The organism is Variovorax sp. MPBD4-3, from assembly GCF_058809745.1.
On record NZ_JBXASW010000006.1, the window covers coordinates 88,110 to 106,723 of the forward strand.

Sequence of the window (18,614 nt, forward strand, 5' to 3'; positions counted from 1 at the left end):
GGTGCCGGCTAGCCCTTCCAGCGCCACGTCTCGATCTCGGGCATGTCGCGGCCATGGCGGGTGATGTAGGCCCGGTGCTCCAGAAGCCTGTCGCGCAGGTGCTGCTGCACATGGCCCGTGCTGTCGCAAAGCCTGGGCGTGCGCGAGATGGCATCGGCCGCAAGGTGAAACCGGTCCAGCCGGTTGAGCACCGTCATGTCGAAGGGCGTGGTGGTGGTGCCTTCCTCGCAATAGCCGTGAACGTGGAAGCCGGGGTGGTTGCGCCGCTTGTAGATCAGCCGGTGGACCAGCGCAGGGTAGCCGTGGAACGCGAAGATCACGGGCCTGTCGGTGGTGAAGATGGCGTCGAACTCCTCGTCCGCGATGCCGTGGGGATGCGCCGAGGGCGACTGCAGCGCCATCAGGTCGACCACGTTCACCACCCGCACCTTCAACTGCGGCACTTCGTCGCGCAGCAGGTCGACGGCCGCCATCGTCTCCAGCGTGGGCACGTCGCCGGCGCAGGCCATCACCACGTCGGGCGCGCCACCTTCGTCGTTGCTCGCCCAGTCCCAGATGCCGAGGCCCGCGGCGCAGTGGCGCGTCGCGGCGTCGATGTCCAGCCACTGCGGCGAAGGCTGCTTGCCGGCCACGATCACATTCACGTAGTCGCGGCTGCGCAGGCAGTGGTCGGTCACCGAGAGCAGGGTGTTGGCGTCCGGCGGCAGGTACACGCGCACGACCTCGGCCTTCTTGCTGACCACGTGGTCCAGGAAGCCCGGGTCCTGGTGGCTGAAGCCGTTGTGGTCCTGCCGCCAGACGTGGCTGGTCAGCAGGTAGTTCAGCGAGGCGATGGGCCGGCGCCAGCCGATGCCGCGCGACACCTTCAGCCACTTGGCATGCTGGTTGAACATCGAGTCGATGATGTGGATGAACGCCTCGTAGCAGGAGAAGAAGCCGTGCCGGCCGGTCAGCAGGTAGCCTTCGAGCCAGCCTTGGCAGAGATGTTCGCTCAGCACCTCCATCACGCGGCCGTCGGGCGAGAGATGGTCGTCTCCCGGAAGAATCTGCGCGCTGGTGGTGCGCTGCGTCACCTCGAACAGCGCGCCGAGCCGGTTCGATGCGGTTTCGTCTGGCCCCATGACCCGGAAGTTGCCCGCATCCGCGTTCAGCCGCATCACCTCGCGCAGGAACTCGCCGGCCACGCGCGTGGCCTCGGCGTCGGTGGCGCCGGGTGCATCGAGCGCCACGGCATGCGCGCGATAAGGCGGCATCGCCAGATCCTTCAGCAGCAGGCCGCCGTTGGCGTGCGGGTTGGCGCTCATGCGGCGGGCGCCCCGCGGCGCGAGTGCGGCGATCTCCGCACGCAGGGTGCCGGCCGCGTCGAACAGTTCCTCGGGGCGGTAGCTGCGCAGCCAGTCCTCCAGCAGGCCGATGTGCTCGGGCTTGGCACGGAAGTCGGCCAGCGGCACCTGGTGCGCACGGAAAGTGCATTCGATCTGCAGGCCGTCGACCCGGCGCGGTCCGCTCCACCCCTTGGGCGAGCGCAGCACGATCATCGGCCAGCGCGGCCGCTCGCGGAAGCCGCTCTCGCGCGCCTGCGCCTGGATCGACCGGATCCGGTCGAGCGCGCTGTCGAGCACCTGCGCCATCAGCGGATGCATCAGCGCCGGATCGTCGCCCACCACGAAGTACGGCTCGTGTCCGTAGCCGCGCAGCAGCTGGACCAGCTCCTCGTCGCCGATGCGCGCAAGCACCGTGGGGCCGGCGATCTTGTAGCCGTTGAGGTGCAGGATCGGCAGCACCGCGCCGTCGCGCGCGGGGTTCAGGAACTTGTTGGAGTGCCAGCTCGCCGCGAGCGCGCCGGTCTCGGCCTCGCCGTCGCCGATCACGCAGCAGGCCAGCAGCGAGGGGTTGTCGAACACCGCGCCATAGGCGTGGAGCAGCGAATAGCCCAGCTCCCCGCCTTCGTGGATCGAACCGGGTGTTTCCGGCGAGACATGGCTCGGAATGCCGCCCGGAAAGGAGAACTGGGTGAACAGCCGGCGCAGGCCGATGGCGTCCTGCCCGATGGCCGGATACACCTCGCTGTAGGTGCCCTCGAGGTAGGTGTTGGCGACCACGCCCGGTCCGCCATGGCCCGGGCCCGCGATGAAGATCGCGTCGAGATCCCGGGCATTGATGGCGCGGTTCATGTGCGCGTAGATGAAGTTCAGGCCAGGGGTGGTGCCCCAGTGCCCCAGCAGGCGCGGCTTGATGTGCGAGAGCGTGAGCTTCTCGCGCAGCAGCGGGTTGTCCATGAGGTAGATCTGGCCGGCCGAGAGGTAGTTGGCGGCGCGCCACCAGGCATCGAGCAGCCGGAATTCGCTCGGGACCGCCGGTGTGGATGAGGAGACCATGTCGGGCCGCTTTCTTGATGGAAGAGCGCCACAGTATGCGGAGCCGGCCGTGCATCGGCTTGCGCTCGGTCAATGTTGATCCCGCGCAAGCCCGGCGCGCCGCCGCGGCTTCAGCATTCGTTCCTGCAGGCCTTGGCCGAGAGGACACACCATGAGCACCGAGATCACATTTCCGCTGGCACTGTGCAAGGCGCAGTGGAGCATCTGGCTGCATGCGCTCGAAATGCTGGAGACCATCGGTGCCAGCGCGCTGCAGCGTGGCATCGAGGAGACCCGCGCCGGGACGGATGCGGTCATGCGCGCCGAGGACTGGCAAGCGCTGGCCCTGGCGCCGCTGCACGCGTTCTGGCCCGATGCCGCCTTCGGAACGCGGCAGGAACGGGCCTTGAGCGCAGCGCCGGAAAGCAAGGGCGCTCAGGCGCATGCGGCAGATGCCCCGGCCTCCCGTAACGACGTGGTACACGACGCGCTGTGCACCCTTCACACGGCGCTGGCTGCTGGATCGGCGCCGCGCCGATCCAGGCCCAAGGCCCCTGTGGCCGCGGCGCGAGGAAAGGCATGACGCTCCCGACCATCGCCGTTCACCTGGACCACACCGAGCGTTGCGAGGTCCGCACCCTTCTGGCGGCGCGGCTCGCCAGGCGGCATTCCAGCCATCTCGTGGGCATCGTCACGACCGGCATCGAGGGCATCCCGGCACCCATGCCGGCGCACGCCGAGCTGGAGGACTGCATCGCCGGCGCGTCGCTTCACCTGCGCAGGAGAGCCGAAACCGTCGCGCATGTGTTCCGCTGCCGTATCGCGGAGCCGACACTGGCGTCCTTCGACACCCGGCTGGTCGACGGCGAGCCTGTGGGCGCCGTGATCGGCCTTGGCCGCGCCAGCGACCTCGTCGTCGTGGGCCAGGCCGACGAATGCGCCGTTGTCGACCACGCGGTGCGCCAGCTCCCCGAAGAGGTGATGCTGCAGGCGGGACGGCCCGTGCTCATCGTTCCGCGCGCCGGCCGCTTCGACGGTGCGCTGGACAGGGTCCTGGTGGCCTGGGACGGCAGCAGGGAGGCCGCGATCTCCGTGCACCATGCACTGCCGCTGCTGCGCAAGGCAGCCAAAGTCACCCTGATTTCGTTTCTTCGGGAAGGCGACGCCAGTGCCGAGCGCGCGCTGTGCCCCGGCGAGATGAACAACTGGCTGCTGCGGCACGGCATCCAGGCAGACATCGAGCAGGTCGAGACCTCCTGGCATTTCTCCGATGCCCTGCTGGACAGCGCCGCCGCGCTGGAAAGCGACCTGCTCGTGATGGGCGGCTACGGTCACGCCCGGATGCGCGAGCGCATGCTGGGCGGCGTGACACGCGACCTGCTGGCGCGTGCCACGGTGCCTGTCCTGATTGCCCACTGAGGCGAACGGGCCCTAGATCAAGCCGCGGCTGACGGCGGCGGTCACCGCATGCGCGCGCGTGCGCACCTGCAGCTTGTGGCAGATGCTCTTCACATGCGCGCATACGGTTTGTGCGCTGATCGAAAGCTCCGTCGCGATGTCGCGCGTGAGGCGGCCCTTGGCGACGAGCAGCAGCACTTCGCGCTCGCGCATCGACAGGGCCTTTGGAGGCGTGCTGCCGGCCTGGCTCATCTCATCGGGCATGGATCGCCGCAGCCGCATGAGAAAGTGCCGCACCACGTTCGGCGATACGGCCGCGCCGCCATTGACGACCTGCAGCACCGCCTGCGTGAAGTTCTGGAACCACGAGTTCTTGAGCAGATAGCCCGAGGCGCCCGCCGCGAACGCACGGCGCACATGGGCCTCGTCCTCCAGCGCCGAGTGCACGATGATCTCCGCCGCGCTGCAATGGCGCTTGGCGCTCTCGATCAGGTCGAAACCCTTGCCTCCCCCCAGGCGCACGTCGAGGATCAGCACGTCGAACTCGAGCTGCGCCAGCAGCCGCTTGCATTCCAGCATGCTGCCCGCCTCGCCGACGACACACACGCGCGGATCCATCACCAGTTCATGAGCGATCGCGCGCCGTGTGCCGGCGTCCTCGTCGACCAGCAACACCCGCACCGGCTTTTCTGCCTGGCCGGCCAGAAAACTCGGCCATGGGCTTGGCGATGGCCTGTTGCCTGCGCTGGCGGAGGCCTTCTCGAGCCTTGAAAGCCATGGCGGGGATCCGCGCGTCAGCGGTGATGTGCCGGACTGGAACGCATCCAAGATCAACCTCCCTCTGTCTTGCTGCGGATTTCATTCTTCGGGCGTGCCTTCGGACGCGCCTTGACCCCCGTCAAGCGGTGCGTTGAGTCAGCGTGTGCAGGCCAGCGGAGTCACGCACGATGAGCCTGTTTTGCAGCGTGGTCAGGCCCTCGGTGCGGCGCGCGGCACGTTCGGCGGCCTGCCGCTGGGCTTCGTCTGCGACCTCGCCGCGCAAGGTCACGACGCCGTTCTCCACGCACACGTCGACGTCGCATGCGTTGACGGCAGGGTCCCAGTTGAGCTGGGCGAAGACGTCGTGCCTGAGTTGAATGTCCGGGTTCATGGCGATCCTTTCGGAAAAAGCAGGCGAACGAGATCAGGTCTTGTCGGCACCCGCGGGGCGGGTGGCACGCTTCATGGCTTCGAGCGTGCGCGCAGAGGCGTCCGCAGCGGCCTTGGCGGCGGCGCGGGTGGCTTCCTCGGCCTTGTCGAGTGCCTCGCGCGTCGCACGCGCTGCCTTCTCGGCCTCTTCCTTGCTCGCCTGCGCGGAGCGTGCGACCGACTCCTCGGCCCTGGCAAGCGCTTCACTGGTCGCGGCGGCGGCCTTGCGGCCTTCTTCCTGGGCGGCGCGCGCGGCGTCCTTGCTTTCATCGAGCGCGCGGGCGCTCGCGGCGGCGGTCTTTTCCTCCACCCGGGTGGCGGCCTGCGCGGCCTTTTGCGCGGCGCGGCGGATGCCCTCGGCCACGGCACGCGACACCTTGCCCGCACCGACCTTGCCTTTCTCTGCCGCGTCCCTGGCGGCGTCGGCGGCCTTGCGGGCCGCCCGTTCCGCATCCTGTGCGGCCCTGTGGGCGGCATCACGGGTCTTTTTCTGCATCGCGCTTTCGGGCGGAGTCAGTTGGGCGGGGGCCGTGTAGTCGGCTGCGAAAGCCGTGGCGCTGAGCGCGATGGCGATCGGCGCCAGCAAGGTGCGAAGCGGGTGGGTGCTTGTCATGGGGGTCTCGCTTGAATGAAGGTTGGAGGGGAGCGGTCCGGGGGATGCTCAATCGGCCGCTTCCATGCGCACCAGCAGCACCGGCACGGCACTGCCCCTGACGACGCGCTCCGCGTCGCTGCCCAGCGCCAGCCTGCCCAGGCCACGGCGGCCATGGGTGCCCATCACGATCAGGTCGCAGGCGGTCTTGGCGGCCTCGTCGATCACGGCATCGGCCACGCGGCCCTGCGTGATCTCGCGCAGCACGGTCTGCGCCTGCACATCGGCCGCCGTGGCCTCCGACAAGGCCTTCGTCGCTGCCGTCCACCGGGACCAGGATGTGCGCGTACAGGGACATGGCGTTCTCTCCTTGGGGCCGCATGGAACACTTGCCTGCCGCCGGCCTAGCGCGACGGGCAGGTGCATTCTTCGGCCGCGCGGACAAAGCGGACTTGCGCCACGTCAACATCGCTCGAACTCACCGGCGGCTTGATGCGCGTCAAGCGGGCACGAAAGGGTGCGCGACACAGTGGATGCACACCGATTCGATCCGATCGGAGCCACGACTGGAGCCCGCCATGTTTTCACGCATTCTTGTTCCCCTGGACGGCAGTCCGACCTCGCTGGCAGGGCTGGACGAGGCCATCCGCCTGGCCCGGATCGAGGGATCGACGCTGCGGCTGCTGCACGTCGTGGACGAACTGAAGTACGCCTGGAGCTTCGACAGCCTCGCGGGCTGCGGCAGCGATCTGATCCCGCTGTTGCAGGAGGCCGGCGAGCAGATCCTGCGCAGCGCCCCGGTACCCGTGCTGCTGGTGCATGCGCTGCGCGCGGGAGCCGTCGCACCGGCGGCCTCCCGCGTCGCGGCCAAGGCCTGAGCCGTCGCAAGCCGCCCGTTTCAGGTCCTGTGCGATCCTGCCGGCCGCACCCGACGCTCGAGCAGTTCGAAGATGCCCATGCCGGCCAGCATCGCGGCCACGAAGACCAGGGCCTTGGGCTCGCCCATTCCGAGGGCGACAAGCCCGGGCCCGGGGCAGAAGCCGGCAACGCCCCAGCCCACGCCGAAGAGCAGGCTGCCCAGGACAAGGCGGCGATCGATGCGCCGCGCGGAGGGCACGCGCATCTGCGCGCCCAGGATCGACAGCGTGCGGCGCCGGGCCGCCAGGAAGCCGACCATGGCGACGGCGATGGCACTGACCATCACGAAGGCGAGCGAGGGATCCCATGTGCCGGCCAGGTCGAGGAAGCCCAGCACCTTGGCCGGATTGGCCATCCCGGAGACGATCAGCCCGAGGCCGAAGACCAGCCCGGCGAGCAACGAAGCGAGAGCGATCATGACAATCTCCTCAGGCGCCGAACAGATGGCGCACCACGAACACCGTCGCAAAGCCGGCGCCCATGAACGCCACCGTGGCCACGAGCGAGCGAGGCGACAGGCGGGACAGCCCGCACACCCCGTGGCCGCTGGTGCAGCCCGCCCCGTAGCGGGTGCCCACGCCCACCAGCAGTCCGGCCAGGATCAAAGCGCCGTAGTCCGCATCGATGCGAACCCTCGGCAGCGGCGCGAAAAGCAGATAGACGCACGACGCGCCGACCAGTCCGAGCAAGAAGGCGACACGCCAGACGACGTCGCCACGGGACGGCCTGAGCAGGCCGCCAAGCACGCCGCTGATACCGGCGATGCGCCCGTTCAGAAGCACGAACATCGCCGCGGAGAGGCCGATGAGCGCGCCCCCGGCGAGCGCGGCGAGCGGCGTGAAATGGGCCCAGTCGATGGACATCATTCCTCCCTGGGACAGTAGAGGCGGTAGAGAACCGCGAGGATTTCCAGCATCGCCGGGTCGGCCACGCTGTAGAAGATGTTCTTGCCCTCGCGACGTGTGTCGACCACGCCTTCGTTGCGCAGCACGCCCAGTTGCTGCGACAGCGTGGGCTGGTGGATGCCCAGCTTCTGCTCCAGGTCGCTCACGCACATCTCGCCCTGGGACAGCTGGCACAGCAGCAGCAGGCGGTCTTCGTTGGCCAGGAGCTTGAGCGCTGCGACCGCACGGCCGGCGGCACGGCGCAGCGCTTCGGGATCGATGGTCATGGGGGAGGAGGGATTCATGGCTTTCCGATTTCGCTTTCTGCAGATATATTATATTTAAATATATATTGTTTTCGACCCTACCGAACATCCATGGATGGAGCGCCATGACAACCCGCACGACGACCCAAGGTTTCTTCGATCCCGCGACATGGACGATTTCCTATGTCGTGTGGGAACACGCAACGAGGCACGCCGCCGTCATCGACCCGGTGCTGGACTACGACTTCAAGTCCGGGCACACGCGCAAGGTGTCGGCCGACAGGCTGCTCGCCCACGTCAGGGACCATGGCCTGCAGGTCGAATGGATCCTGGAGACCCATGCACACGCCGATCACCTGTCCGGCGCCCGCCACGTCCAGGCGCAGGTGGGAGGACGAATCGCCATCGGCGAGAACATCCGTGTCGTCCAGTCGACCTTCAAGAAGCTCTTCAACTTCGAGCAGGGGTTCTTGCCGGACGGCAGCCAGTTCGATCACCTGTTCAAGGACGGCGAGGTCTTCAGCATCGGCGAGGTCGAGATCACCGCGCTTGCGGTGCCGGGCCACACGCCGGCCGACATGGCGTATCTGGTGGACGGTGCCGTCTTCGTCGGCGACACGCTTTTCATGCCCGATGTCGGCAGCGCCCGCGCCGACTTTCCCGGCGGTGACGCCCGGCAGCTCCACGCGTCGATGCGCAGGCTGCTGGACCTGCCGCCCGACACCGTCATGTACGTCTGCCACGACTACCCGCCCGCGTCGCGGCAGGCCTGCTGGCAGACCACGGTGGCGAAGCAGCGCGCGCACAACATCCACGTGCGCGACGGCATCGGTGTCGACGAGTTCGTGGCGATGCGCACGGCCCGCGATGCGACTCTGGAGGTGCCGACGCTCATTCTTCCGTCGATCCAGGTGAATGTGCGCGGCGGGCGCTTTCCTCCCGCCGACGACAACGGCGTCTCCTACCTTCGCATCCCATTGAATGCACTCCCGCTGCCTTGACCTGCGTCAAGGTCCCGGCCGGGCGCGGTCCGCAGAATGCTGCGCACTGTTCATGAGGTACGAATGCAATCCTTGCTCTATTCCGGCGTGTTTGATCTTCCCTGGTGGGGTGCGGTGCTGGTCGCGCTGGCGCTCACGCACGTCACCATCGCGTCGGTCACCATCTTCCTGCACCGCCACCAGGCGCATCGCGCGCTCGAGCTGCACCCCGTGGCCAGCCATTTCTTCCGCTTCTGGCTGTGGCTGACCACCGGCATGGTGACCAAGGAATGGGCCGCCGTGCACCGCAAGCACCACGCCAAGTGCGAGACCCCCGAAGACCCGCACAGTCCGCAGGTGTACGGCCTCAACCGGGTGCTGTGGGGCGGTGTGTTCCTCTACGTGCGCGAGGCGGCGCATGCCGAAACGCTGGAGCGCTATGGGCACGGCACGCCCGACGACTGGATCGAACGGCGCCTCTATTCGAGATACAAGATCCTCGGCATCGTGCTGATGGGCGCAGTGGACATGGCGCTGTTCGGCGCGGTGCCGGGCGCCCTCATTCTGCTCACGCAGATCGCTTGGATCCCGTTCTGGGCGGCCGGCGTGGTCAACGGCATCGGCCACTACTGGGGCTACCGCAACTGGCCGGCGATGGACGCCAGCACCAACATCTCGCCGATCGGCATCCTGATCGGCGGGGAGGAACTGCACAACAACCACCATGCCTTTCCTTCCTCGGCCAAGCTGTCGAGCAAGTGGTTCGAGTTCGACATCGGCTGGCTCTACATCCGCGTGCTGCAGGCCCTGGGCCTGGCGAAGGTGAAACATGTGGCGCCGAGCCCGCGCCTCGTGGCGCCCAAGGCCGACATCGACCTTGCCACGGTGCAGGCCGTCATTCGCTGCCACTACGACGTGCTGTCGAACTACACGCGCTCGCTGAAGCAGGCTTGCGTCGCCGAACTCGAGCGCCTGCGCCGCATGTCGCCGGAGGCCGCGCGCGCCCTGAAGACGGTCAAGCCGCTGCTCGGCAAGGACCAGGGGGTGCTGGGCCCGTCGCGGCAACAGCAGGTGATGCAGGCGTTGAGCGCATCGCAGGCGCTGTCTACGATGTATGCGATGCGCGGGGAGTTGACTGCCTTGTGGAGCCGATCCGCAGCCACCGGCGAACAGCTCGCAAGGCAACTGCAGGACTGGTGCCAGCGCGCCGAGGCGAGCGGCATCACCCCCCTGGCGGACTTCTCCCGACGCCTGCGCTCCTATGCCTGAACGAAGCTGAATCCCGGGAGGTGCGAATGAAGCCCGTGCCGTTGCTCTGCGCCCTGTGCGCCGCGCGGCGAGCGCGCTGGAAACCTTGCCATTCGCGAGCGCGCACTGGGCCGAGCCCCGAGCTTCCGCTTGATGCAGCGCAACGCGCCGGCTTAGCGGCATGCCTACGATGAGTGTCTGGCTCGGGCCGCCGCAGGCTCGCCCGCGTTCCGGCAGGCACGCTCCATGGAGGCATCCACCATGTTTGAAACACTCTATCGGCTGTCCCTTGCAAGGTTTCCGGTCAACGTGGCGGACCGGCGGCAGATCGAGAACCTCAGGAAGCTAGATGCGGCGGGATACGTTCGCGCCTTCATTCCGCCTCCGCATGTCGATTGCGACGACTGCATGCGCCAGGATCCGGCGACCGTTCTCGGCATCACGCCGCAGGGGTGGTCGATCCTCGGACGCGGTTCGATTTCGGGAAACTCGCGCAGGCGAGGCCGCGGTCTGGTCGATGGGCCGTGAACGGCTTTCCTTGCGCTATCTCAAGGAATGCGCGCTCGGATGCACCTAACGTCGGGCCATGAAAGCACTCGTATACCAAGGCCCCGGCCTCAAGTCGCTCGAAGACCGTCCCAAGCCGCAGATCCAGGCAGCGGGCGACGCCATTGTGCGCATTCTCAAGACGACCATCTGCGGCACCGACCTGCACATCCTCAAGGGTGACGTGGCGACCTGCACGCCGGGCCGCATCCTCGGGCACGAGGGCGTGGGTGTCGTGGAAGCCGTCGGCGACGGCGTGACAGCTTCCATCCGGGCGATCACGTGCTGATCTCGTGCATCTCGTCGTGCGGCAAGTGCGAGTACTGCCGGCGCGGCATGTATTCGCACTGCGCAACCGGCGGCTGGATCCTGGGCAATACCATCGACGGCACGCAGGCCGAGTACGTGCGCATCCCGCATGCGGACACCAGCCTCTATCCGATACCGCCGGGCGCGGACGAGGAGGCGCTGGTGATGCTCAGCGACATCCTGCCGACCGGCTTCGAGTGCGGCGTGCTCAACGGCAAGGTCGCGCCCGGCAGCACGGTGGCGATCGTGGGGGCGGGCCCGATCGGGCTGGCCACGCTGCTCACCGCCCGGTTCTATTCGCCTTCGCAGATCATCCTGATCGACCTGGACGAGGGCCGTCTCGAGGTCGCGCGCCGCTTCGGCGCGACGCACACGATCAACAGCGCCGACGGCAGGGCGGCCGAGGCCGTGCTCGCGCTCACGGGCGGGCGTGGCGTGGACGTGTCGATCGAGGCGGTTGGCATACCGGCCACCTTCGTGCTTTGCCAGGACATCGTGGCGCCCGGCGGCACCATCGCGAATATCGGTGTTCACGGGCATCCGGCGGAACTTCATCTGGAGCGGCTGTGGTCGCAGAACATCGCGATCACCACGCGGCTGGTCGACACGGTGTCGACACCGATGCTGCTGAAGACGGTGCAGTCGCGCAAGGTGGATCCGAAGTTGCTGATCACCCACAGGTTCAGGCTCGACCAGGTCCTGGAGGCCTACGACACCTTCGGTCGCGCGGCCGAGACGCATGCGCTGAAAGTGATCATCGAGGCGTAGGCCCGCGCGGCTGCCGCTTCGGAAGGCAATAAGAAGACTGATTCTCTTTGGCATCCCGGGCACATTGCGACGCGCTTCTTTGCTCCTGCGCTCAACCTGCTTACCCTTGGCGCAGTCGTGTGGTGGCTGCTGTTCGCCATGATGGTGGTAGGACGAGCCCGGCTTTCGCATGCTGCCCGGGCGCTCTGCACGCTGACTGCCAATTCCCATGAAATCATTCCACTATCGCGCGCACGCCGAGCGTCATCGCACCGAACACATCGGCTGGCTGCGCGCCGCCGTGCTGGGCGCCAACGACGGCATCATCTCCACCGCCAGCCTTGTCGTGGGCGTGACCGCCGCCCACGCCAGCCACGAGGCCATCCTGACGACCGCCATCGCGGGGCTGGTCGCGGGCGCGATGTCGATGGCCGCCGGCGAGTTCGTGTCGGTGCATTCGCAGGCCGACACCGAGAAGGCCGACCTCGAGCGCGAGCGCATCGAACTCGCCACGGAGCCGGACGCGGAGCACCGGGAGCTCACGGCGATCTACGTGCGGCGCGGTCTCGAGTACAAGCTCGCGCAGCAGGTCGCCGCGCAGCTCATGGCCCACGACGCGCTCGGGGCGCACGCGCGTGACGAACTCGGCATCTCGGAAACGCTCAGCGCACGGCCGTTGCAGGCCGCGCTGGCCTCGGCGGCGAGTTTTTCCGTGGGCGCCGCACTGCCCCTCGTGGTGGTCGCCTGTGCGCCTTCCGGCGCGCTCCTTCCCTGGACCGTGTGCACCGCGATCGCATTCCTCGCCTTGCTGGGGGCTGCGGCCGCCAGGATCGGGGGCACGCCGATCGCGCGAAGCGTCTGGCGCGTGGCCTTCTGGGGCACGCTGGCCATGGGAGTCACCGCCGGCGTGGGAGCCCTGTTCGGCGTGCAGGCGTGAACCTCGCGGCTTGGCGGCCGCGCGAGCCGCAACCGAGATGACGCCGGCTTGATCGCCGTCAATGCCGCGATCCTTTCACGGCATGAACATCAGCCCTGCCGTCCATCCACTGCGCCGCTTGCGGTGCGCCATTCCGCGGGGCACGCATGAATTTCAAGACCATCCTCGTTCACCTGGATCACTCGCTCAGGAGTCCCGCGCGCGCCGCCATGGCCGCCCGTTGGGCACGGGCGCACGAGAGCCATCTTGTCGGGCTCCTGCCTTCGGGGCTGTACGACGGCATCATTCCCGCCGGTGCCATCGCCACCGGCATGACCGACTACATCGCGGAATCGAGCGACTATCTGCGACGGCGCGCCGAGGCCGTCGCCCGGGAGTTCAGGACGGACATCGCCAGATCGGGGCCGCTGTCGTACGAGGTGCGCATGGTCGACGATGTGGCGGCCGACGCCGTGGTGCGGTACGGACGCGCGAGCGACCTGGTCGTGCTCGGTCAAAGCGACGCCTCGAACCGGGGCGACACCACGACCCGCGGACTTGCCGAGGACGTGCTGATGGAGGTGGGGCGGCCGGTGCTGGTAGTGCCTTCGGCCGGTGTCTTCGAGGGCCGCCCAAGGACCATCGTCGCGGCGTGGGACGGCTCGCGCGAATCCGCCGTCGCGCTTCGCTCGGCGTTGCCGGCGCTGCGCCAGGCGGCGCGCGTCACGCTCATTTCGCTGCGCCACCCGCATGACGAAGACAACACGCAACGGCTGCTGCTGTCGGACATGATCCAGTTCCTGCTGCGCCACGGCGTGCAGGCGCGTGCTGAATCCGAGGTGACCGAGATCGACATCGCCGATGCGCTCCTGTCGCGGCTCTCTGACCTGGGTGCCGACCTGCTCGTGATGGGCGGCTATGGTCATTCGCGCCTGCGCGAGCGAGTGCTGGGCGGCGTGACGCGGCAGATACTCGAGCAGATGACCGTGCCGGTCCTCATCGCGCATTGAACCGCCCGGCGTGGGCCTGTCGGCGCAGTTGGCCGCGCCGCGCACGCCACGCTGCGCTCCCGTGTGGCTGAGCGCGCTGCGCCCCGCTGACGACGAATCACTGGCTGGCAAGCATCCCGCTCGGCAGCGTGAAGTGCTCGGACTCGGCCTTCGCGCTCTCGGGCGCACGTATCAGCAGCACCGGCACCGGCGACATGCGCAGGATGTGTTCCGCGCTGCTGCCCATGACCCAGCGGCCGATTCCACGCCGGCCGTGTGTCCCGATCACGATCAGATCGGCCTTCGACGACACCGCTTCGGCGATCACCTGGTCATGCACGGCGCCCCTGAAGCTGTCGAGCAGCACGGCGTCGGACGCGACGCTTGCCGCGGCGGCTTCGGCGCGCGCGTCCTCGAGCAGCTTCCTGGCATCCTTGCGCAGTTCCTCGAGCCAGTTGCCGGCGTAGCCGGAATAGGCATCCATGGCCAGTGCGAACGACAGCTCGTCGATGACGTGGACGAGGCGCAGGCGCCCGCCGGTGAGCTTCGCGAGGCGGATGGCTTCGCCCAGGCCCCGGGCGGACGTGGAACTGCCGTCGATGGGAACAAGAATTTTCTGGTACATGGCAAGACTCCGATGGGCTGATGGGATCGGCCCAGTATCCGGACGGAGCTGCCGCGCGGATTGACATGCATCAAGCGCGAGGCCCGCCCAGGGCCCGTCCTTGATCTGGAGCAACCCCGCGCACTGCCGAACGCGCGACCCTGCGGGCATGCACAGGAAGCCCCCCATGATCCACGCCACCACCCGCATCATTCGCCAGGAGCATGCCGCGCTTGCGGCCATGCTTCGCTCCATCGTCATGCTGCTCGAGCAGCACCGCAAGAAAGGCACACTGCCCGATTTCGCGGCACTGCGGGCCATGCTCTTCTACGTCGACGAGTTTCCCGAGAAGCGGCATCACCGCAAGGAAACCGACCTGCTTTTCCCCAAGCTGCGCGCCAGGACGCCGATGTCGCGCGAGCTGATGGACCGGCTCGACAGCGACCATGCCTGGGGCGAGCGCCGGATCCGCAACGTCGAGCATGCGCTGCTGGCATTCGAGATGCTGGGCGAGCCGCGGCGCGAGGCCTTCGAGAGCGCGGTCAACGACTATGTGGACTTCTACCTGAACCACATGGCCCTGGAGGAGCGGGAGATCCTGCCCCTGGCCGAGCGCGTGCTGACCGAGAACGACTGGCGCGACCTGGACGAGGCCTTCTCGCAGAACCGGGATCCGCTGACCGGGCACGTGGCGGATCTCGAATACAACGCGCTCTTCACGCGCATCGTGAACATCGTGCCTGCGCCCATCGGCCTGGGGCCGGAGCTATAGGGCCTGTACGTGCGCGTGCGCGCGTCGCTGAAAATCCCATATCCGGGTGATTGATGTTCAGGCGCAGGCCCTCCATGATGCGCGCCATGTACCTGAATCCCCTGACTGCCGGCCTGCCGGCCGCAGAGCGCGAGGCGCTCATCAAGTGCAGTGAACTTCGCGAATACAAGCGCAACGAAACCTTGCTGGACGTGGGAGAGTCGACCGATCAGGTCTATTACGTTGCAAGCGGCCTGCTGCGGGTCGTCACGCCGGCACGCGACGATGGCTTCGATGTGACGACCGAATTCGTCGCACGCCAGGACTTCTTCTTCGACCTGTCGATCCGGGAAGACAGCTACCTCTCCAAGCACAAGCTGGTCGCCGCGCTTCCCTCGGCGGTCTACTTCGTGCCGATAGCCGCGATGCGCGAAGTTTGCGCACGGCACCCCGAGGTGGTCTTCGGTCTGCTGGGGCTGGCAATGAAGCGCACGAGCATGTTGCGCACTCAGATGCGCCGCATCTCCTCGCTGCCGCCCGAAGCCGTGGTGCACCGCGTCCTGCACCAGCTCACGGATCTGGCGCCTTCTTCCGGCACCGGCGGTTTCGACAAGCGGATTTCGCAGTCGGTGATCGCGTCCTACGCGGGCCTCTCGAGAGAGGTGGTCAACAAGACCATGCGCGACATGGAGAGCCGGGGCCTCGTGCGCCGGGACAACGAGGCGGTCTACGTGACCGGCGAGGCGGCGGTGACCGATTTCGGCGTGCTGATGGACGGGGCAGCCTTGGCATCGTCCGCGAGCCGCGCGTCGACACCACCGGGCGGCCACAAGCACTAGGCGAATCGCCATTCGGGCCAGGGGCGGGGCGTCCGGCCGTTGGCGCCGCGTCCGCGGGGTGCACTCACCCCGCGCCTTGACCAGCGTCAAGGCGGCACGGGCAAGTGTCCCTACGCTATGGACAACGCGCCTTGCACCCCCACCGGAGCCGCCCATGCCAACCAGAGTCGTCGATTTTTCCGCCCGGTCCGAAGTCATTCGGGCCGAACCTTTCAACGCGCATTTCTGGGCCTGCACGCCCGCCGAGTTCCGCGCCTACCTGGGACGGCCACGCGAATTCCTGCGCAGGCTCGGCATCGTGGTGCCACGCGAATGCCGCATCGAGACGACGATCGAGAACCACGGCTGGCTCGAAGACGAGGCCCCCGATTTCGAGAACGACAGCGCGAGCAGGAACGACACGGTCATCTGCAACCTGGGCTGCGGCGGCGCCAACCGCTCCGTGTACCGCGTCGTGAGTTACGCGCGAGACGAAGCCGCGACAGGCAATGTCAAGAAGTCGTTGCTCCATGGCGCGGGCCGCCAGCAGGTCGCGGACGAAGTGCATGCGCCGGACGGAAAGAAAAAGGACAAGAAGACAAAGAGAGCGAAGAAGGCGAAGGATCGCCGCAAGGACGATCACGAATGAGGGCGGCCTCGCTTCTTCAGGTCCGATGCCGCGCCTCGGCCGCCGTCTGGCATGCAGTGCAGCGAACGGCGGTGGGCTGCGCGAGCAATCGCGCGCGCGGAATTTCCACGCCGCAGTGCTCGCAGATGCCGTAGCGACCGTCCTCCATGCGCGCGAGCGCCCGCTCGATTTCTTCGAGCCTGGTGTAGTCGACCTCCACCTCGGCCATGTACACGTCGGCGGCACGCTCCGCTTCGGCCTCGTCGGCATGTGTCTTCACGTCGTGCGCGTCCTCGGCGGGCATGAGGTGCGCCGATGCACGGAGTTCCTCGAGCACCTGCTCCTTCAGCAGATCGAGTTGCTGGCGAATCGCGAGGCGATCGCTTGCGTTCAGATGTCTCATGGTGTGTCCTTGCAGAAAAGTGAAGAGAAGACCGCCGAGATTCCGCTCGGGCCGGGTCAGGGGCGCCCGCGCGATGCCGGCATGCGCACCGCCAGGTAAGCGAGCCGCCGGTCGCGCAGCACCAGCAGCGCGACCATGCCCCCGGCAGGCTGCTGCGACAGGCCTTGCCTGAAATCCTCCAGGCGATGGAGCTTCACAGTGTTCAGCGCGACGATCACGTCGCCCCCGCGAATGCCTTCGCTGCGTGCAATGCCGTCCGCCTCCCTCACGATCAGGCCGCTGTCGATGCGCAGCTGCAGCCGCTGCGCAGGCGAGAGATCACCCAGGCTCAGGCCCAATCCGTCGTTCCATTCGGGTGCCGCGCTCGTGAGGGATGTCTCCGGCGTCCCGGGCTGCGCCGCCAGCGACACCTGGAGCAGGCGGCTCTTGCCGTTGCGCCACACCTCCAGCTGCATGCGGCTGCCCGGCTTGCGTTGCGCGATCTGCTGCGGCAGATCGATGACATGCGCCAGAGGCTTGCCGTCGAACTCCAGCACTGCATCTCCCTGCGCGAGGCCGGACGCGTCCGCGGGGCTGCCTTTCTCGACCCGCACCACCAGCGCGCCGGTGGTCGCAGGCAGGCCGAAGGACTGGGCCAGCGCTGGCGTCACCTCCTGGAACTCGGCGCCCAGATAGGCACGCCGGACCATGCCATGCGCGCGCAACTGCTGCGCAACCTGCATCACCAGGTTGATCGGCACCGCGAAGGACAGGCCCATGTAGCCGCCGCTGCCGCTGTAGATCAGCGAGTTGATGCCGACCACTTCGCCCCGGCTGTTGAGCAGAGGGCTACCCGAGCTGCCCGGATTGATGGCGACATCGGTCTGGATGAAGGGAATCTCGCCTGCGCCGCCCATGACGCGTTCCACGGCGCTGACGACACCGGCCGTGACGCTGCCGTGGAACCCGAAGGGCGAGCTGATCGCGGCGACCCAGTCGCCAGCGGCCAGCGACGCGGAGTCCCCGATCACGGCCACGGGCAACGCGTGCGCATCGATCTTCAGGAGCCCGACGTCGGTGCGCTTGTCGACGCCGACCACCTTCGCCGTGAAGCGGCGCCCGTCATCCAGCTGGACCTGTGCCTCGTCGATGTTCGCGACCACGTGGGCGCTCGTGAGAATCAGCCCGTCGCTGCCGATGATCAGGCCCGAGGCGAGGTCGCGGATCTGGCTGATCCGGGCGCTCGTCGGCAGCGGCCAGGCCAGGCGATCGGCGAAGTCGCGCTCCGGGGCGATTTCGAGTTCGATGTCTTGCGAGTTTTCGTCGCGCCCGACGCGCAGCGTGCTGATGTCGACCACCCACGCCCTGCGACTGGCCACGAGGGACGCGAAATCGAGAAGGGCCGGCGGGGTGGCAGGGCTTGCCGCTGTCGCGGTCGACGCATGGGGCTGCGCCACCGTCGGCCCGCTCGCGCAGGCACTCAGGAAACAGCCGCAGGCCAGCAGGGCCGCCGTGCGGATGGCGCCGGGCGAGCGCATGCGTCAGACCGCCTGTGGCGACAAGGTGGCAGGGCGCACCACGGCGCGCGAATCCTCCGCGCTCTGCACCGCGGTGCCGAATGCCTGCAGCCGGGCGGCACAACTGCCGTCGTCGACCTCGTGCGTGGTGAATGCGGTACTCAGGATGGGCGCGCGGCCGAGCCGCTTGCCGACTTCGGCCACGGCGTTGGGGGCACCGCGTCCGCCCATGACGGAGATCAGTGCCACGTCGGGCAGGCGGGCACCCTTGCGGTCCACGAACGTGCGCATCGGGCCGGCCAGCCGGAGGCCCCAGATCGGCGAGACCAGCACCACGGCCTTGTAGTCGCCGGGCGGCGGCCCGTCGTAGCGGATGGCGGGCATCCGCCGGAAGAACGAGTCGATCAGGCAGCGCCAGTTGCCGAGTGCGCCGCTTCTCGGGTGCAGGTCGTGGATCTCGGCCATCTCCCAGCCCTGCTGGCTGCAAAGAAGCTGGGCAAGACGGCGGCAGGTGCCGGTGTAGGAATAGACGATCACGAGGACGTTGTTCATGCTGGCCTCTGCTGCTGCATTCAT

The 18,614-nt window shown here is 67.8% G+C and carries 23 protein-coding genes and 1 pseudogene; 12 read left to right on the plus strand and 12 right to left on the minus strand.

Annotation, left to right across the window (positions count from 1 at the left end):
- Positions 1-8: 8 nt before the first annotated feature.
- Positions 9-2,378, minus strand: a complete 2,370-nt coding sequence (locus AC1RVW_RS05365) for a phosphoketolase family protein (RefSeq protein WP_493198461.1) — start codon at positions 2,376-2,378, stop codon at positions 9-11.
- A 151-nt stretch (positions 2,379-2,529) separates the two neighbouring features.
- On the opposite strand from AC1RVW_RS05365, the gene AC1RVW_RS05370 reads away from it, so the two are divergent.
- Positions 2,530-2,940, plus strand: coding sequence for a hypothetical protein (locus AC1RVW_RS05370; protein WP_493198463.1), 411 nt, complete (start codon positions 2,530-2,532; stop codon positions 2,938-2,940).
- The gene (locus tag AC1RVW_RS05375) at positions 2,937-3,776 is read left to right on the plus strand and encodes a universal stress protein (RefSeq protein WP_493198465.1); all 840 of its coding nucleotides are present in this window, start codon (positions 2,937-2,939) and stop codon (positions 3,774-3,776) included. The genes AC1RVW_RS05370 and AC1RVW_RS05375 overlap by 4 nt, the downstream gene beginning before the upstream one ends.
- Positions 3,777-3,788: 12 nt before the next feature.
- Here the strand turns inward: AC1RVW_RS05375 and AC1RVW_RS05380 are convergent, their stop codons facing one another.
- The 4 genes from AC1RVW_RS05380 to AC1RVW_RS05395 form a co-directional block, all read right to left on the minus strand.
- Positions 3,789-4,436: a response regulator gene (locus AC1RVW_RS05380; protein ID WP_493198467.1), complete on the minus strand. Its 648-nt coding sequence runs from the start codon at positions 4,434-4,436 to the stop codon at positions 3,789-3,791.
- 217 nt (positions 4,437-4,653) lie between these two features.
- Positions 4,654-4,905, minus strand: a complete 252-nt coding sequence (locus AC1RVW_RS05385) for a BON domain-containing protein (RefSeq protein WP_081267811.1) — start codon at positions 4,903-4,905, stop codon at positions 4,654-4,656.
- A 33-nt stretch (positions 4,906-4,938) separates the two neighbouring features.
- Positions 4,939-5,556, minus strand: coding sequence for a hypothetical protein (locus AC1RVW_RS05390; RefSeq protein WP_106938416.1), 618 nt, complete (start codon positions 5,554-5,556; stop codon positions 4,939-4,941).
- Positions 5,557-5,604: 48 nt separating this feature from the next.
- Complete coding sequence (locus AC1RVW_RS05395; RefSeq protein WP_493198469.1) at positions 5,605-5,841, minus strand: universal stress protein; 237 nt, start codon at positions 5,839-5,841, stop codon at positions 5,605-5,607.
- Positions 5,842-6,113: 272 nt separating this feature from the next.
- Here AC1RVW_RS05395 and AC1RVW_RS05400 point away from each other — a divergent pair, with 272 nt between their 5' ends.
- A complete protein-coding gene (locus AC1RVW_RS05400; protein WP_493198471.1) occupies positions 6,114-6,413 on the plus strand; it encodes a universal stress protein in 300 nt (99 codons plus the stop codon).
- 20 nt (positions 6,414-6,433) lie between these two features.
- Here the strand turns inward: AC1RVW_RS05400 and AC1RVW_RS05405 are convergent, their stop codons facing one another.
- From AC1RVW_RS05405 to AC1RVW_RS05415, 3 genes are read right to left on the minus strand one after another with little or no spacing between them, the layout of a single operon-like run.
- A complete protein-coding gene (locus tag AC1RVW_RS05405) occupies positions 6,434-6,871 on the minus strand; it encodes a DUF6691 family protein (protein ID WP_493198473.1) in 438 nt (145 codons plus the stop codon).
- Between the two features lie 10 nt (positions 6,872-6,881).
- On the minus strand, positions 6,882-7,316 hold the full coding sequence (locus tag AC1RVW_RS05410) for a YeeE/YedE family protein (protein ID WP_493198475.1): 435 nt from the start codon (positions 7,314-7,316) through the stop codon (positions 6,882-6,884).
- The gene (locus AC1RVW_RS05415; protein WP_493198477.1) at positions 7,316-7,642 is read right to left on the minus strand and encodes an ArsR/SmtB family transcription factor; all 327 of its coding nucleotides are present in this window, start codon (positions 7,640-7,642) and stop codon (positions 7,316-7,318) included. The genes AC1RVW_RS05410 and AC1RVW_RS05415 overlap by 1 nt, the downstream gene beginning before the upstream one ends.
- 86 nt (positions 7,643-7,728) lie before the next feature.
- On the opposite strand from AC1RVW_RS05415, the gene AC1RVW_RS05420 reads away from it, so the two are divergent.
- The 6 genes and pseudogenes from AC1RVW_RS05420 to AC1RVW_RS05445 all read left to right on the plus strand — a co-directional run bounded on the left by AC1RVW_RS05420 (position 7,729) and on the right by AC1RVW_RS05445 (position 13,359).
- The gene (locus AC1RVW_RS05420) at positions 7,729-8,604 is read left to right on the plus strand and encodes an MBL fold metallo-hydrolase (RefSeq protein WP_493198479.1); all 876 of its coding nucleotides are present in this window, start codon (positions 7,729-7,731) and stop codon (positions 8,602-8,604) included.
- Between the two features lie 63 nt (positions 8,605-8,667).
- Positions 8,668-9,852: a DesA family fatty acid desaturase gene (locus AC1RVW_RS05425; RefSeq protein ID WP_493198481.1), complete on the plus strand. Its 1,185-nt coding sequence runs from the start codon at positions 8,668-8,670 to the stop codon at positions 9,850-9,852.
- A 240-nt stretch (positions 9,853-10,092) separates the two neighbouring features.
- The gene (locus AC1RVW_RS05430) at positions 10,093-10,359 is read left to right on the plus strand and encodes a hypothetical protein (protein ID WP_493198483.1); all 267 of its coding nucleotides are present in this window, start codon (positions 10,093-10,095) and stop codon (positions 10,357-10,359) included.
- A 58-nt stretch (positions 10,360-10,417) separates the two neighbouring features.
- Positions 10,418-11,454: pseudogene (locus AC1RVW_RS05435) on the plus strand (zinc-dependent alcohol dehydrogenase family protein).
- Between the two features lie 208 nt (positions 11,455-11,662).
- A complete protein-coding gene (locus tag AC1RVW_RS05440) occupies positions 11,663-12,370 on the plus strand; it encodes a VIT1/CCC1 transporter family protein (protein ID WP_081267715.1) in 708 nt (235 codons plus the stop codon).
- Between the two features lie 146 nt (positions 12,371-12,516).
- Positions 12,517-13,359 (plus strand): universal stress protein, encoded by an 843-nt coding sequence (locus AC1RVW_RS05445; RefSeq protein WP_081267714.1) that lies wholly within the window; start codon positions 12,517-12,519, stop codon positions 13,357-13,359.
- A 97-nt stretch (positions 13,360-13,456) separates the two neighbouring features.
- Here AC1RVW_RS05445 and AC1RVW_RS05450 read toward each other — a convergent pair whose 3' ends face one another.
- Positions 13,457-13,963 (minus strand): universal stress protein, encoded by a 507-nt coding sequence (locus tag AC1RVW_RS05450; protein WP_493198485.1) that lies wholly within the window; start codon positions 13,961-13,963, stop codon positions 13,457-13,459.
- A gap of 166 nt (positions 13,964-14,129) precedes the next feature.
- Between AC1RVW_RS05450 and AC1RVW_RS05455 the strand changes: the two genes are divergently transcribed.
- The 3 genes from AC1RVW_RS05455 (at position 14,130) to AC1RVW_RS05465 (ending at position 16,160) form a co-directional block, all read left to right on the plus strand.
- Positions 14,130-14,714 (plus strand): hemerythrin domain-containing protein, encoded by a 585-nt coding sequence (locus AC1RVW_RS05455; RefSeq protein WP_081267712.1) that lies wholly within the window; start codon positions 14,130-14,132, stop codon positions 14,712-14,714.
- An 86-nt stretch (positions 14,715-14,800) separates the two neighbouring features.
- Positions 14,801-15,532 carry a Crp/Fnr family transcriptional regulator gene (locus AC1RVW_RS05460; protein ID WP_081267809.1) on the plus strand — a complete coding sequence of 244 codons (732 nt, stop codon included), beginning with the start codon at positions 14,801-14,803 and terminating at the stop codon, positions 15,530-15,532.
- A 76-nt stretch (positions 15,533-15,608) separates the two neighbouring features.
- On the plus strand, positions 15,609-16,160 hold the full coding sequence (locus AC1RVW_RS05465) for a hypothetical protein (RefSeq protein ID WP_493198487.1): 552 nt from the start codon (positions 15,609-15,611) through the stop codon (positions 16,158-16,160).
- Between the two features lie 16 nt (positions 16,161-16,176).
- On the opposite strand, the gene AC1RVW_RS05470 is transcribed toward AC1RVW_RS05465, so the two are convergent.
- The 3 genes from AC1RVW_RS05470 to AC1RVW_RS05480 are packed head-to-tail and all read right to left on the minus strand — an operon-like array spanning position 16,177 to position 18,614.
- Complete coding sequence (locus AC1RVW_RS05470) at positions 16,177-16,542, minus strand: TraR/DksA family transcriptional regulator (RefSeq protein WP_493198489.1); 366 nt, start codon at positions 16,540-16,542, stop codon at positions 16,177-16,179.
- Positions 16,543-16,598: 56 nt separating this feature from the next.
- Positions 16,599-18,059 (minus strand): trypsin-like peptidase domain-containing protein, encoded by a 1,461-nt coding sequence (locus AC1RVW_RS05475; protein WP_493198491.1) that lies wholly within the window; start codon positions 18,057-18,059, stop codon positions 16,599-16,601.
- Between the two features lie 3 nt (positions 18,060-18,062).
- Entirely contained in the window at positions 18,063-18,614 is a 552-nt protein-coding gene (locus AC1RVW_RS05480; RefSeq protein WP_493198493.1) for a flavodoxin family protein, read from the minus strand.

Excerpts from the sequence above, each read along its gene's own strand:
- AC1RVW_RS05365 (WP_493198461.1), bottom strand. The coding sequence starts at position 2,378 with ATGGTCTCCTCATCCACACCGGCGGTCCCGAGCGAATTCCGGCTGCTC.
- AC1RVW_RS05370 (WP_493198463.1), top strand. The coding sequence starts at position 2,530 with ATGAGCACCGAGATCACATTTCCGCTGGCACTGTGCAAGGCGCAGTGG.
- AC1RVW_RS05375 (WP_493198465.1), top strand. The coding sequence starts at position 2,937 with ATGACGCTCCCGACCATCGCCGTTCACCTGGACCACACCGAGCGTTGC.
- AC1RVW_RS05385 (WP_081267811.1), bottom strand. The coding sequence starts at position 4,905 with ATGAACCCGGACATTCAACTCAGGCACGACGTCTTCGCCCAGCTCAAC.
- AC1RVW_RS05390 (WP_106938416.1), bottom strand. The coding sequence starts at position 5,556 with ATGACAAGCACCCACCCGCTTCGCACCTTGCTGGCGCCGATCGCCATC.
- AC1RVW_RS05400 (WP_493198471.1), top strand. The coding sequence starts at position 6,114 with ATGTTTTCACGCATTCTTGTTCCCCTGGACGGCAGTCCGACCTCGCTG.
- AC1RVW_RS05405 (WP_493198473.1), bottom strand. The coding sequence starts at position 6,871 with ATGATCGCTCTCGCTTCGTTGCTCGCCGGGCTGGTCTTCGGCCTCGGG.
- AC1RVW_RS05410 (WP_493198475.1), bottom strand. The coding sequence starts at position 7,316 with ATGTCCATCGACTGGGCCCATTTCACGCCGCTCGCCGCGCTCGCCGGG.
- AC1RVW_RS05415 (WP_493198477.1), bottom strand. The coding sequence starts at position 7,642 with ATGAATCCCTCCTCCCCCATGACCATCGATCCCGAAGCGCTGCGCCGT.
- AC1RVW_RS05420 (WP_493198479.1), top strand. The coding sequence starts at position 7,729 with ATGACAACCCGCACGACGACCCAAGGTTTCTTCGATCCCGCGACATGG.
- AC1RVW_RS05425 (WP_493198481.1), top strand. The coding sequence starts at position 8,668 with ATGCAATCCTTGCTCTATTCCGGCGTGTTTGATCTTCCCTGGTGGGGT.
- AC1RVW_RS05430 (WP_493198483.1), top strand. The coding sequence starts at position 10,093 with ATGTTTGAAACACTCTATCGGCTGTCCCTTGCAAGGTTTCCGGTCAAC.
- AC1RVW_RS05440 (WP_081267715.1), top strand. The coding sequence starts at position 11,663 with ATGAAATCATTCCACTATCGCGCGCACGCCGAGCGTCATCGCACCGAA.
- AC1RVW_RS05445 (WP_081267714.1), top strand. The coding sequence starts at position 12,517 with ATGAATTTCAAGACCATCCTCGTTCACCTGGATCACTCGCTCAGGAGT.
- AC1RVW_RS05450 (WP_493198485.1), bottom strand. The coding sequence starts at position 13,963 with ATGTACCAGAAAATTCTTGTTCCCATCGACGGCAGTTCCACGTCCGCC.
- AC1RVW_RS05455 (WP_081267712.1), top strand. The coding sequence starts at position 14,130 with ATGATCCACGCCACCACCCGCATCATTCGCCAGGAGCATGCCGCGCTT.
- AC1RVW_RS05460 (WP_081267809.1), top strand. The coding sequence starts at position 14,801 with ATGTACCTGAATCCCCTGACTGCCGGCCTGCCGGCCGCAGAGCGCGAG.
- AC1RVW_RS05470 (WP_493198489.1), bottom strand. The coding sequence starts at position 16,542 with ATGAGACATCTGAACGCAAGCGATCGCCTCGCGATTCGCCAGCAACTC.
- AC1RVW_RS05475 (WP_493198491.1), bottom strand. The coding sequence starts at position 18,059 with ATGCGCTCGCCCGGCGCCATCCGCACGGCGGCCCTGCTGGCCTGCGGC.
- AC1RVW_RS05480 (WP_493198493.1), bottom strand. The coding sequence starts at position 18,614 with ATGAATGCAGCAGCAGAGGCCAGCATGAACAACGTCCTCGTGATCGTC.